An 11,532-nucleotide genomic window follows, 5' to 3' on the forward strand; every position below is an offset into this window, starting at 1 on the left:
GGGCCTAGGCCGTCTCCCCGCGGGCCCTTTTGGCGCCGGTCCCCGCCGGGAGGCGGTGATCAGCGCGGCGCGTTGGCCGGGTCGAGCAGGGTCGGGGTGCGGCCCTCGCGGTGCGCCTGCTTGGCGTCCTCGAAGAACTCGCGGCTGAACAGGGCCGACAGCACCGCGATGCCGCCGCGGTGGATGCGGAACTCGCTCTTGGTGCTGGAGCCGGTGAGCCGGATGACGCGGCCGGTGGCGTCCTGCGGGCGGGCCATGTCCTTGACCCGGCCGCGACCGGTCCAGGCCAGCTCGGTCTGGTCGATGACCGCGTCCTCGGGGACCAGCAGCTTGACCATGGCGTGGTCGAGGTCGGCGTGCACCACGATCTCCTGTTCGCCCTCGATCCAGGGCGAGCGCAGGTCGATGACGACGCTGCCGTAGCGGGCCTTCACCTCGAACGAGGAGGAGTGGGTCCAGTCGCCCAGGTGCTTGGTGGTGGCGTGGTCGGTGTGGATCTTGACGGTGTCGGCGCCGGTGCTGGTGGTGTCGATGGCGTTCATGGCCCTGTCCTTTCGGAGGTGGTGGTGCTGGTCGGGTTCGCCTGCTCCTCAATAGTGGCATATAAACTAGTTACCTTGCAACTAGTTTTTCGAAACTAGTTTTTGGGCACCTAGTAAGATGGACGGCATGACAGCATCGACGCAGGCCCCGCAGTTCAAGCGGTCGCCCCTGGCCATGGCGGTGCTCGGCATCCTGCACCTGGAGCCGATGCACCCCTACGCCATCCAGCGCCGCATCAAGGAGTGGGGCAAGGACAAGGTCGTGAACGTGGGGCAGCGCGCGCAGCTCTACAAGACGATCGCGCGCCTGCAGGAGGCCGGCCTGGTGGCCGTGCGCGAGACGGGGCGCGATCAGCAGTACCCGGAGCGCACCGTCTACGAGATCACCGACGCGGGCCGGACCTCGTGCATCGCCTGGATCAACGAGATGGTCAGCACGCCGCGCAACGAATTCCCGGAATTCCCTGCGGCACTGTCGTTTCTGATGCTGCTCACCCCCGCCGCCGCGCGCGCCGAACTCGAGAAGCGGGCCGCCGCCCGGCGTGCCGACCTGGAGGCGATCGACGCGGGCATGGCGCAGGCCGGGCAGTTCGGGCTGCCGCGCATCACCATGCTCGAGGACGAATACCAGCGCGCTCTCATCGCCGCCGAATCGCACTGGCTGGAAGGCGTTCTCGCCGACCTCGCCGATGGCAGCCTGACCTGGTCGTGGGAATCCCTGGCGCGCTTCCAGGATCAGACCACGGTGTAGGCGAACAGCGCGGCACCGCACGCGAACGGCGGTGGCCCGCAATAGGACAAGGCCGCCCGCATCCGAAAGATGCGGGCGGCCTCGATATTTCGGGCGGCTGCGGCCGATGGATCAGAAGAAGCCGTCGTCGTTGTTGTAGTCGTCGCCGTTGTAGTCGCCACGGCCGGCGTCGTCGAATCCGCGTTCGTAGGCGCGCTCTTCGTCGCGCTCGTCATCGTCGGACATCATCTCGCCGATCAGCATGCCGCCCACCAGACCGGCCGCACCCGCCCCGATCATGGCGCCGGTGCTGTGGCCCTGGCGCGGCGGCGGGGGAGCGTACCCCGGCTGCGGGGCGTACCCCGGCTGGGGCGGATACCCGGGTTGCGGCGGATATCCCGGCTGCGCGGGGTAACCGGGCGGCGGATAGCCGGGCTGCGGCGGATACCCCGGCTGCGGATAACCCTGCTGCACCGGCTGATAGAACGGCGGCTGCGTGGTCTGGATACGCTGCGCACAGAATTGGCAGACCTCGACGGTACGGGCTACCCCCCACTGCGGCTGCCACGTCACTTGCATGGCGGCCGGGCCGTGAGCCGGGTCGAAGAAGCAGATCACAGGACGTTCCTCTACGTGCGCGCCCGGCCGCGACCGGACTTGGTGCCTTCGAAGTGGGAACGCCCGGACCCGCCGCCGCGGTTCCCGTGTCCTTCGTCTCACAGGAAAGGCCGCCCGCATCCGAAGATGCGGGCGGCCTTCGAGTTTCGCCCCGGACTCTGGGGTTTCAGGGATTCACCCCTGAGTGGCCCGGGAGTGGGTAATCCTCACCGCGTGAACAGGAGGGCGCGCTTGACCTCCTGGATCGCCTTCGTGACCTCGATGCCACGGGGGCAGGCGTCGGTGCAGTTGAAGGTGGTGCGGCAGCGCCACACACCCTCGACATCGTTGAGGATGTCGAGGCGCTCGCGGGCGCCCTCGTCACGGCTGTCGAAGATGAAGCGGTGCGCGTTCACGATCGCGGCCGGGCCGAAGTAGCTGCCGTCGCTCCAGTACACGGGGCAGGAGGTGGTGCAGCAGGCGCACAGGATGCACTTGGTGGTGTCGTCGAAGCGGGCGCGGTCGTGCTGCGACTGGATGCGCTCGAACGTCGGCTCGTTGCCATGGGTGATCAGGTACGGCTTGACGGCCTTGAAGGCGTCGAAGAACGGCTCCATGTCCACCACGAGGTCCTTCTCCACGGGCAGGCCGCGGATCGGCTCGACGGTGACCGTCAGCTCCTTACCGCTCTTGGGCAGCATGTCCTTCATGAGGATCTTGCACGCCAGGCGGTTGACGCCGTTGATCCGCATGGCATCCGAGCCACACACGCCGTGCGCGCAGGAGCGGCGGAAGGTGAGCGTGCCGTCCAGGTAGGACTTGATGTAGATCAGCACGTTCAGGAACCGGTCGGTCGGCAGCACCGGAACCTTGAATTCGTCCCAGTGCTGGCCCTTCCCGTCCTCCGGGTTGAAGCGGGCGATCTTGACCGTGATCATGGTCGACCCGTCCGGCACCGGAGCCGGCTTCTGCGGCGTTTCAGCGACAGCAGTCATCAGTACTTACGCTCCATCGGCTCGTAGCGGGTCTGCACCACCGGCTTGTAGTCCAGGCGGATATCGGAGATGAGCTCCGGGCTGGTCTTATAGGCCATGGTGTGCCGCATGAAGTTGACGTCGTCGCGGTCCGGGTAGTCCTCGCGCGCGTGGCCGCCGCGCGACTCCTTGCGGTTCACCGCACCCGCCACGGTCACCTCGGCCAGCTCCAGCAGGAAGCCCAGCTCGACGGCCTCGAGCAGATCGCTGTTGTAGCGACGGCCCTTGTCCTGCACGGTGATCCGCGAGTAACGCTCCTTGAAGACCTGGATCTCCTCGAGCATGGACTTGAGGCTCTCCTCGGTGCGGTACACACCGGCCTTGTCGTCCATGGAGTTCTGCAGCTCGGTGCGGATGTCGGCGACGCGCTCGTTGCCGTGGTCGCTGAGCAGGCCGGCCAGCCAGTCCTGCACCATCTGCGCCGGGTTCTCCGGCATGTCCACGAACTCGGCACGCGCGGCGTACTCGGCGGCGGCGATGCCCGCGCGCCGGCCGAACACGTTGATGTCCAGCAGCGAGTTGGTGCCCAGACGATTCGCGCCGTGCACGGACACACACGCGCACTCGCCCGCGGCGTACAGGCCGGGAACGATGTCGGTGTTGTTGCGCAGCACCTCGCCGCGGATGCGGGTCGGGATGCCACCCATCACGTAGTGACAGGTCGGCATGACCGGCACCGGCTCCTTGACCGGGTCCACACCCAGGTAGGTGCGGGCGAACTCGGTGATGTCGGGGAGCTTCTCCTCGAGCACGTCCTCACCGAGGTGGGTCACGTCGATGAGCACGTAGTCCTTGTTCGGGCCGGCGCCGCGGCCCTCGCGGACCTCGAGCACCATGGAGCGCGCGACGATGTCACGCGGCGCCAGGTCCTTGATGGTCGGCGCGTAGCGCTCCATGAAGCGCTCACCGGAGGCATTGCGGAGAATGCCGCCCTCGCCACGCACGGCCTCCGAGATCAGGATGCCCAGGCCCGCGAGGCCTGTCGGGTGGAACTGGTGGAACTCCATGTCCTCCAGCGGGAGTCCCTTGCGGAACACGATCGCCATGCCGTCACCGGTGAGGGTGTGGGCATTGGAGGTGGTCTTGTACATGCGGCCCGAACCACCGGTGGCGAAGATGATCGCCTTGGCGTGGAACACGTGCAGCTCACCGGTGGCCAGCTCGTAGGCGACCACACCGGTGGCGACGGGGCCACGGTCGGTGTCGGTGAGAATCAGGTCCAGCACGTAGAACTCGTTGAAGAACTGCACGTCGTGCTTGACGCAGTTCTGGTAGAGCGTCTGCAGGATCATGTGGCCCGTGCGGTCGGCGGCGTAGCACGCGCGGCGCACCGGCGCCTTGCCGTGGTCACGGGTGTGGCCGCCGAAGCGACGCTGGTCGATCTTGCCCTCGGGCGTGCGGTTGAACGGCAGCCCCATCTTCTCCAGGTCGAGCACGGCGTCGATGGCCTCCTTGGCCATGATCTCCGCGGCGTCCTGGTCGACCAGGTAGTCACCACCCTTGACGGTGTCGAAGGTGTGCCACTCCCAGTTGTCCTCTTCGACATTCGCGAGCGCGGCGCACATGCCACCCTGCGCCGCACCGGTGTGCGAGCGGGTCGGGTAGAGCTTGGTCAGCACGGCGGTGCGGACCCGAGGACCGGCCTCGATCGCCGCACGCATTCCAGCGCCACCGGCACCGACGATCACGACGTCGTAGCGGTGTTCCTGAATCGGTCGGGATTCACTCATTCGAGGTGGCCTGTCCTTAACTGATGTTGGGGTCGAAGGTGAAGATCACGTAGGTGCCGGTGACCATGACCAGGATCATGGACACGACCAGCAGCGTCTTCAGCCAGAAGCGGGTGGAGTCCTTGCGCGCGTAGTCGTCGATGACGGTGCGCAGGCCGTTGCCGCCGTGTAGCTGGGCCAGCCACAGCATGGTGAGGTCCCAGATCTGCCAGAACGGCGAGGCCCAGCGGCCGGCGACGAACGCGAAGTTCAGGCGGTGCACACCGCCGTCGAGCATCAGCATGATCGTCATGTGGCCGATGACCAGCACGACCAGCAGCAGGCCGGAGGCACGCATGAACAGCCAGGCGTACTTCTCGAAGTTGTTGCCGCCGACGCGACGCGGGGCGCGCGGAGCGTCGAGGGAGGCGGGGCGGTCGTAGGACTTGCCGAGAACGGGTGCGGTCATGTCGGCTCTCAATTCGTCAGCAGGTAGAAGAACTCGCGGCCGACGCCGGCGCCGGCGACGACGATCCAGATCGCCAGCACGACCCAGAGCATCTGCCGCTGATAACGCGGGCCCTGCGACCAGAAGTCGATCAGGATGACGCGGATGCCGTTGAACGCGTGGAACAGCACGCAGACAACGAGAGCCATCTCCATGAGCGCGACGATCGGGTTCTTGTAGGTCGCGATCGTGTGGTCGTAGGTGTCCGGGCTGACTCGCACCAACGCGGTATCGAGGACGTGGACGAACAGGAAGAAGAAGATCGTCACGCCGGTGATGCGGTGCAGAGCCCAGGACCACATGCCGGGGTCGCCTCGGTACAGGGTCCGCTTCGGCTTGGCCGGAGCTTCTAGCGTGGTCATAGAGTGCGGTGCCTCCAACGTCGTTGATGGACCCGGTCAGAATCCGGCGCGGAGCCTTCGGACTGTCGAAACCACCTGCTCACGAGCGGAATCAAACGTCCGGTGGCAGTGCTGCAGGCCCGCTTCGGGTACCTGAACCGATCTGTCGTGAACTCTAAACCCAGCTTTGAAGGGGAACTAATTCGGCGTGCCGCTCGTTGGGCCAAATTGTTGTGAGTTAGGTTTGCCTTTCCTGATTTTTGCGACCAGGCGGAACGCCTATCACGCGGGTGCTGCCACGTCCATGGGAGGATGGTCCGAAATGTCGGATATTGACTGGAAGACCCTGCGTGGCAAGGCTTTTGAAGTCATGCAAGAGGCTTATGCCCCTTACTCTCGATTCCCCGTCGGGGCCGCGGCTCTCACCGCCGATGATCGCGTGGTGAGCGGCTGCAATGTGGAAAATATCTCATACGGTTTGGGCCTCTGTGCCGAGTGTGTACTGGTCGGTAACTTGATTTCGACCGGAGGCGGGCGACTCCGGGCGGTCTCGGTCTGCGACTCCCGAGGCGCCGTGCTCATGCCCTGCGGACGCTGCCGGCAGATCCTGCTCGAACACGGCGGCGGCGAGTTGCTCGTCGATCACCACGGCGGCCCCGTCACCCTGAACACCTTGCTGCCGGACTCCTTCGGCCCCGGCGATCTGGCCGCCGGGCAACTCTGACCGTCGGTGCTCGCGGGCTATAACCGCTGATCGCCGTGGCGCGCGCGGGAATCCGTGCACATCGGGCCGGGCGCATGCCAGGGTGGAGGGTGTGAGTGTGCACTCGGCGGTGGACGTGATTCGGGCCAAGCGTGACGGCGGTGAACTCAGCGACGCGCAGATCGATTGGGTGGTGGACGCGTTCACGCGCGGAGAGGTGGCCGACGAGCAGATGTCGGCGCTGGCCATGGCCATCGTGTGGCGCGGCATGACGCGGCGCGAGACCGCGCGCTGGACCCGGGCCATGATCGACACCGGGAAGCGCTTGGACTTCACCGATCTGGGCCGCCCGACCGTCGACAAGCACTCCACCGGCGGGGTGGGGGACAAGATCACGCTGCCACTGTCGCCGCTGGTCGCGGCGTGCGGGGCCGCAGTGCCGCAGCTGTCCGGGCGCGGATTGGGCCACACCGGAGGCACTCTCGACAAGCTGGAGGCCATTCCCGGCTGGCAGGCCGACATTCCGGTGGACCGCATGCGGAAACTGCTGTCGGATCCCGCCGTCGGGGCCGTGGTGTGCGCCGCCGGGGCCGACCTCGCGCCCGCCGACAAGCGGCTCTACGCGCTGCGCGATGTGACCGGGACCGTGGAATCCATCCCCCTGATCGCCAGTTCCATCATGAGCAAGAAGATCGCCGAGGGCACCGGGGCGCTGGTGCTGGACGTGAAGGTCGGGCGCGGGGCCTTCCTGAAACAGCTGGACCAGGCGCGCGAACTCGCCACCGCCATGGTCGAACTCGGCACCGACGCGGGCGTGCGGACGGTGGCGCTGCTCACCGCCATGGACACCCCGCTCGGCCATACCGCCGGAAACGCCCTGGAGGTCTGCGAATCCCTGGACGTGCTGGCGGGCGGCGGCCCCGCCGATGTCGTCGACCTCACCCTCGCCCTGGCACGGGAGATGCTGACGCAGGCCGGGATCACCGACATCGACCCGGCCGACGCCCTCGCCGACGGCCGCGCCATGGACCAGTGGCGAGCCATCGTCCGCGCCCAGGGTGGCGACCCGGACGCGCCGCTACCGCAGGCCCGCCACACCGAAACCCTGCGCGCCGACGGCGGGGGCACGTTGACCCGCCTCGACGCCCTCGATGTCGGGCTGGCCGCGTGGCGGCTGGGCGCCGGGCGGGCGCGGCAGGGCGACCCGGTGCAGGCCGGGGCGGGTATCGAAATGCACGCGAAGCCAGGCGATTCCATTGTTCCGGGGCAGCCGCTGCTGACCCTGCACACCGATACTCCGGAGGCGTTCCCGGTCGCGCTCGAGATCCTGCGGGGCGCGTACACCATCTCCGAGACCGAGCCGGTGGAGCAGCAGCCGCTGATTCTGGGCCGCATCACCGCCTGACCCGGCCTAGCCTGGGATTGTGAAGCACAGAACCGATTTCCGAGGCCGGGCCGCGGCGGCGGCCGCGCTGGGCGTGTTCGGCCTCGTCGCGCCGCTGGGCGCGGTGCTGCCCGCCGCGTGGTCGCCGACGCCGGTCGCGCAGGCCTCGCCCGCGGACAATATTCCGTCCGATTCCTCCGGGGACCATCAGCCGAACTCGCTCTCGCGCGGCGATGTGACGCCGCCCTCGACCGAGAAGAAGGCCAAACCGTCACCCTTCTACACCAGCTGTGAACAGGTGTGGGCGCAGGGCGGGGGCCCGATCTACCTGGGCCAGCCCGGGTATTCGGTGCTGCTCGATCCGGACGGGACCGGCGTCGCCTGCTCCCGCTAGGTGCTCGCCGGTGCCCGATAGGTGAAGGATTCGTACTGGTCAGCAACGTGACGGCAACGACATGCCGAACTGTGGGGTGAGTCCGGTCAACCGCCCTGCTGCAGCACGGGAATGCGGCTAACGTTGCTACATGACTGGACCGATGCCCCTCACTCTCGCTTCGATCCGCCAGGCTCCGAAGGCGGTCCTGCACGATCACCTCGACGGCGGGCTGCGGCCCGCGACCGTGCTGGAGCTGGCTCGCGCCTGCGGCTATGACCAGTTACCGGCAGGCGATGCCGCCGCGCTGGCGGACTGGTTCCGGGACGCGGCCGACAGCGGCTCGCTCGAGCGCTATCTGGAAACTTTCGCGCACACCGTCGCCGTCATGCAGACCCCCGAGGGCCTGCGCCGGGTGGCCCGCGAATGCGCCGAGGATCTCGCCGCCGACGGCGTCGTCTACGCCGAGGTGCGGTTCGCGCCCGAGCAGCACCTCGAGGCCGGGCTCACCCTCGACGAGGTGGTCGAGCACACCATCGCCGGATTCCGCGAGGGCGAGGCCCTGGCAGCGGCCGCCGGCACCCCGATCACCGTGGTCTGCCTGCTCACCGCCATGCGGCACGCGGCCCGCTCCCGCGAGATCGCCGAGCTCACCGTGCGCTGGCGCGACCGCGGCGTCGGCGGGTTCGACATCGCGGGCGCGGAGGCGGGCTATCCGCCCAGCCGCCACCTGGACGCCTTCGATTACATGCGGGCCAACCTGGCGCACTTCACGATTCACGCGGGCGAGGCCTTCGGGCTGCCGTCCATTCACGAGGCCGTCGCGTTCTGCGGCTGTGAGCGCCTCGGCCACGGTGTCCGCATCACCGACGACATCACCGATTCGGCCGACGGTCCCAGACTCGGCGTGGTCGCGAACTATGTGCGGGACATGCGAATCCCGCTCGAACTGTGTCCGTCGTCCAACGTGCAGACCGGCGCGGTGCCCTCGCTCGACAAGCACCCCTTCGATCTGCTGGCCCGCCTGCGCTTCCGCGTGACGGTCAATACCGACAACCGGTTGATGAGCGACACGACCATGAGCAAGGAGATGCTCAAGCTGTCGGAGACCTTCGGCTACGGCTGGAGCGATCTGGAACGCTTCACCATCAATGCCATGAAGTCGGCGTTCATCCCGTTCCCGGACCGGCTGCGCCTGATCGACGAGGTGATCAAGCCGGGCTACGCGGTGTTGCTGGGATAGGTTGTGCTGCAAAATAATTCGGGCCGCACCCGGAGGTGCGGCCCGAATCGTGTCTCCGATCAGCCCTTCTGCAGGCGTCCCTCGAAGGCCGACTCCAGGACCTTCCAGGCATCCGCTTCCGCCGCGAACGGCGGGTTGGGGGCCATCCGGGTCGGGTCGGGGTTGAGCAGGTAGGAGACGTACCAGCCCAGCGGGGTGGACACGGCCAGGGCCGATTCGACCGAGTCGTCCTCGGCGTAATCGGCTGCGTCGGTGAACAATTCGACGGCCAGGTCGAGCTGGTCGGTGTCCACGGACTTGGGGCCGGCCGCCAGATCCTCGGACAGGCCGGGCAGGACGTAGACGTTCTCCTCGTCGACCTCGACATCGAGGGAGCCGTCCACGGCGGCGGTCTGCACCTCGCCGTAGGTGCTCACCCGGGCCAGGTCGTGGTCGTGGTCGTCGGCCAGGTAGCGGGCCAGGGCGCGCTCGGAACCGAAGACCGTGATGTTGCCGTCCTTGCCCAGGAAGATGGGCTCGTCGTCGACATAGCAGCGCAGGGTGAAGACGGTGCCGTCGGAGGTGACGATCTTGACCGGGTCGATGCCGACCTCGTGCCAGAACGAGAGCTCCTCGTCCTCCTCGTCTTCGTCGTCCTCGTCCAGGTCGACGGCCTCGATCTCGTCGTCATCGCTCTCGGCCGCGTCCTCGGCGTCGACGATGTTCTCCTGCGCCGCAAGCAGTTCCGCCTCGGCGACCGAGACCGCGTCGGCGTCCACCTCCGGAATCGTCACCACCGAGTCGATGGCGTCGATGACCGCTTCCCAATCCTTGGCGATGGCCGCGCCGATCTGGTCCCACAGTTCCTCGCCCTCGCGCCCGGCGAAGGCGCCGACGCCGCCGGCCAGTGCGCCCAGCACCGGGTGCGAGCCGAAGAACTTGGTGACGGTGTCGAGTTCGCACACGTCGCCGATATTGCGGACCATCTCGAGGGTCTCTTCGAGCTCGGAGACCACCTCCGGGTCCGGGTCGTCGGCGGCCAGCTCGGGCACGCCGACCAGATCGAAGACGTACTGCTCCTCCGGCTCCAGTTCGGCCGCCGACAATCCGGCGATGATCTTCCAGGCCGGATGATCCACCAGATCGTTGTCGGAGTTGGTGCGAATGAACGCGGCCAGCTCCGCGACGGACTCGAATCCGTACAGGTCTTCCTCGTGACCGAGGAACGCCTGCCACTCATCGTCACCGTCTCGCCAGCGGGGTGCCCAGAGGGTGACAAGATCGCCTTTGGTCAGGCCGAGCGCGATCGGGACGATGTCTCCAGAAGCCATGACCGGAAGCCTATCCAGTCGCCGCGTCAGGCACTATCCGGGCCGCCCCCCAACATTTCTGGAGGCGTCTCCGCCGGACAGTGAGTCGTTCAATCCTGCAATGATTCGGGAGCGCCGCGCGGTCGCCTCGGCGGCCGCCCGCTGACACGTCCAGAGGATCAGCCGCGATACCTCGGCGGGAGCGCGCGAGGTCACCGACTCGGCCAGCCACAGCCCGGTCAGCGCGCCGTCGCCATCGACCTCGGCGGTCACCGAACCGTCCTCGGACGTGCAGCGGCCACGGATCCGGGACAGCCCGTGCAGTGTGGCCTCGAGTGCTTCCAGCTTGTCGTTGACGCCCTTGACCAGTGCGTCCATTTCGGCGCTCATCGGTTCCGCAGCCAACTGGTCTGTCCGGTATCGGTGTCGTCGAGCCGGTCCAGCTCGTCCACCGCGGCCCGCCGGGTGGGCAGGCCCAGCCGGTCCAGCATCGCCTCCGGGACGCCGGCCTCGGCCAGCTGTTCGCGCCGCCGCGCCCGGGCCACGATCGCCGAGCGCTGGGTGAGCCGGAGCATCTCGGCGGCGAGAGCCGGTGCGCCGTACCGGTATTCAGCGCGCTCGAACCGGATCTCCACCGGCATGCCCTGATCGGTGGCGCGCACCGTCACCGTGCCGGATCGATTGGTGGCCGCGGCGACTGTCACCGCCGGAACCCGTGGTCGCGTCATCCTGTCTCCCTTCGAAACGCCTGTTCGTGGCCCGAATGCCACACCTGTGGGCCGGTAGTACCTAGGCAGTGGGCCGGTAGAAACCTAGGAACCGCATCCCGCTGTTCTCGGTCCGGATCGGCCCGACCTGAACCGGATCGCCCGCCTCCACCAATTGCCCGTTCCCGATCACCATTGCGAAGTGTTGATAGGGGGACATATGGGCTGACCAGGGAGGATAACGAGAAACGCGCCGCGCTGGGATCCTCAGGCCAGCGCGGCGCGTCCACTGATCGCTTCCCAGGGCAGCGTGTCTTTTGCCTCTCTCCGCTTGAGCGGCAACAGTTCCGGACCGCCACAGGCCACAAGCTC

Annotated in this window: 14 protein-coding genes and 1 pseudogene; 5 read left to right on the forward strand and 10 right to left on the reverse strand. The window is 67.5% G+C overall.

Annotated elements, in window-relative coordinates:
- Window positions 1–59: 59 nt before the first annotated feature.
- On the reverse strand, window positions 60–542 hold the full coding sequence (locus ACFXN1_RS01590) for a hypothetical protein (protein WP_379435584.1): 483 nt from the start codon (window positions 540–542) through the stop codon (window positions 60–62).
- A gap of 127 nt (window positions 543–669) precedes the next feature.
- Between ACFXN1_RS01590 and ACFXN1_RS01595 the strand changes: the two genes are divergently transcribed.
- Complete coding sequence (locus ACFXN1_RS01595; protein ID WP_379394849.1) at window positions 670–1,293, forward strand: PadR family transcriptional regulator; 624 nt, start codon at window positions 670–672, stop codon at window positions 1,291–1,293.
- 111 nt (window positions 1,294–1,404) lie between these two features.
- Here the strand turns inward: ACFXN1_RS01595 and ACFXN1_RS01600 are convergent, their stop codons facing one another.
- The 5 genes from ACFXN1_RS01600 to sdhC all read right to left on the reverse strand — a co-directional run bounded on the left by ACFXN1_RS01600 (window position 1,405) and on the right by sdhC (window position 5,482).
- The gene (locus tag ACFXN1_RS01600) at window positions 1,405–1,890 is read right to left on the reverse strand and encodes a hypothetical protein (RefSeq protein ID WP_379435582.1); all 486 of its coding nucleotides are present in this window, start codon (window positions 1,888–1,890) and stop codon (window positions 1,405–1,407) included.
- 206 nt (window positions 1,891–2,096) lie between these two features.
- Window positions 2,097–2,864, reverse strand: coding sequence for a succinate dehydrogenase iron-sulfur subunit (locus ACFXN1_RS01605; RefSeq protein ID WP_379394853.1), 768 nt, complete (start codon window positions 2,862–2,864; stop codon window positions 2,097–2,099).
- Entirely contained in the window at window positions 2,864–4,633 is a 1,770-nt protein-coding gene (sdhA, locus tag ACFXN1_RS01610; RefSeq protein WP_354830187.1) for a succinate dehydrogenase flavoprotein subunit, read from the reverse strand. The genes ACFXN1_RS01605 and sdhA overlap by 1 nt, the downstream gene beginning before the upstream one ends.
- A gap of 16 nt (window positions 4,634–4,649) precedes the next feature.
- Window positions 4,650–5,081, reverse strand: coding sequence for a succinate dehydrogenase hydrophobic membrane anchor subunit (locus ACFXN1_RS01615; RefSeq protein ID WP_354830186.1), 432 nt, complete (start codon window positions 5,079–5,081; stop codon window positions 4,650–4,652).
- Between the two features lie 8 nt (window positions 5,082–5,089).
- Entirely contained in the window at window positions 5,090–5,482 is a 393-nt protein-coding gene (sdhC, locus tag ACFXN1_RS01620) for a succinate dehydrogenase, cytochrome b556 subunit (RefSeq protein WP_379446209.1), read from the reverse strand.
- A gap of 301 nt (window positions 5,483–5,783) precedes the next feature.
- On the opposite strand from sdhC, the gene ACFXN1_RS01625 reads away from it, so the two are divergent.
- From ACFXN1_RS01625 to ACFXN1_RS01640, 4 genes are all read left to right on the forward strand, one after another.
- Window positions 5,784–6,185 (forward strand): cytidine deaminase, encoded by a 402-nt coding sequence (locus ACFXN1_RS01625; RefSeq protein ID WP_379394855.1) that lies wholly within the window; start codon window positions 5,784–5,786, stop codon window positions 6,183–6,185.
- Between the two features lie 97 nt (window positions 6,186–6,282).
- Window positions 6,283–7,569, forward strand: coding sequence for a thymidine phosphorylase (locus ACFXN1_RS01630; RefSeq protein WP_379446214.1), 1,287 nt, complete (start codon window positions 6,283–6,285; stop codon window positions 7,567–7,569).
- Window positions 7,570–7,588: 19 nt separating this feature from the next.
- Window positions 7,589–7,942 carry an excalibur calcium-binding domain-containing protein gene (locus tag ACFXN1_RS01635; RefSeq protein WP_379446210.1) on the forward strand — a complete coding sequence of 118 codons (354 nt, stop codon included), beginning with the start codon at window positions 7,589–7,591 and terminating at the stop codon, window positions 7,940–7,942.
- A 130-nt stretch (window positions 7,943–8,072) separates the two neighbouring features.
- Window positions 8,073–9,164 (forward strand): adenosine deaminase, encoded by a 1,092-nt coding sequence (locus tag ACFXN1_RS01640; protein WP_379394859.1) that lies wholly within the window; start codon window positions 8,073–8,075, stop codon window positions 9,162–9,164.
- Between the two features lie 59 nt (window positions 9,165–9,223).
- On the opposite strand, the gene ACFXN1_RS01645 is transcribed toward ACFXN1_RS01640, so the two are convergent.
- The 4 genes and pseudogenes from ACFXN1_RS01645 to ACFXN1_RS01660 all read right to left on the reverse strand — a co-directional run.
- On the reverse strand, window positions 9,224–10,474 hold the full coding sequence (locus ACFXN1_RS01645; protein WP_379381922.1) for a primosomal protein: 1,251 nt from the start codon (window positions 10,472–10,474) through the stop codon (window positions 9,224–9,226).
- Between the two features lie 33 nt (window positions 10,475–10,507).
- Window positions 10,508–10,831, reverse strand: coding sequence for a YbaB/EbfC family nucleoid-associated protein (locus ACFXN1_RS01650; RefSeq protein WP_379394863.1), 324 nt, complete (start codon window positions 10,829–10,831; stop codon window positions 10,508–10,510).
- Window positions 10,832–10,839: 8 nt separating this feature from the next.
- Window positions 10,840–11,181, reverse strand: coding sequence for a hypothetical protein (locus ACFXN1_RS01655; RefSeq protein ID WP_379446212.1), 342 nt, complete (start codon window positions 11,179–11,181; stop codon window positions 10,840–10,842).
- Between the two features lie 61 nt (window positions 11,182–11,242).
- Window positions 11,243–11,365, reverse strand: a pseudogene (locus tag ACFXN1_RS01660) (hydrolase); the annotation flags it as partial.
- Between the last annotated feature and the right edge of the window lie 167 nt (window positions 11,366–11,532).

Source organism: Nocardia sp. NPDC059154 (assembly GCF_042755705.1).
Classification (GTDB): Bacteria; Actinomycetota; Actinomycetes; order Mycobacteriales; family Mycobacteriaceae; genus Nocardia.

Bases quoted from the DNA above. Each gene is read 5' to 3' on its own strand.
- ACFXN1_RS01595 (WP_379394849.1), top strand. From the start codon at position 670: ATGACAGCATCGACGCAGGCCCCGCAGTTCAAGCGGTCGCCCCTGGCC.
- ACFXN1_RS01650 (WP_379394863.1), bottom strand. From the start codon at position 10,831: ATGGACGCACTGGTCAAGGGCGTCAACGACAAGCTGGAAGCACTCGAG.
- ACFXN1_RS01625 (WP_379394855.1), top strand. From the start codon at position 5,784: ATGTCGGATATTGACTGGAAGACCCTGCGTGGCAAGGCTTTTGAAGTC.
- ACFXN1_RS01640 (WP_379394859.1), top strand. From the start codon at position 8,073: ATGACTGGACCGATGCCCCTCACTCTCGCTTCGATCCGCCAGGCTCCG.
- ACFXN1_RS01605 (WP_379394853.1), bottom strand. From the start codon at position 2,864: ATGACTGCTGTCGCTGAAACGCCGCAGAAGCCGGCTCCGGTGCCGGAC.
- sdhA (WP_354830187.1), bottom strand. From the start codon at position 4,633: ATGAGTGAATCCCGACCGATTCAGGAACACCGCTACGACGTCGTGATC.
- ACFXN1_RS01615 (WP_354830186.1), bottom strand. From the start codon at position 5,081: ATGACCGCACCCGTTCTCGGCAAGTCCTACGACCGCCCCGCCTCCCTC.
- ACFXN1_RS01590 (WP_379435584.1), bottom strand. From the start codon at position 542: ATGAACGCCATCGACACCACCAGCACCGGCGCCGACACCGTCAAGATC.
- sdhC (WP_379446209.1), bottom strand. From the start codon at position 5,482: ATGACCACGCTAGAAGCTCCGGCCAAGCCGAAGCGGACCCTGTACCGA.
- ACFXN1_RS01645 (WP_379381922.1), bottom strand. From the start codon at position 10,474: ATGGCTTCTGGAGACATCGTCCCGATCGCGCTCGGCCTGACCAAAGGC.
- ACFXN1_RS01655 (WP_379446212.1), bottom strand. From the start codon at position 11,181: ATGACGCGACCACGGGTTCCGGCGGTGACAGTCGCCGCGGCCACCAAT.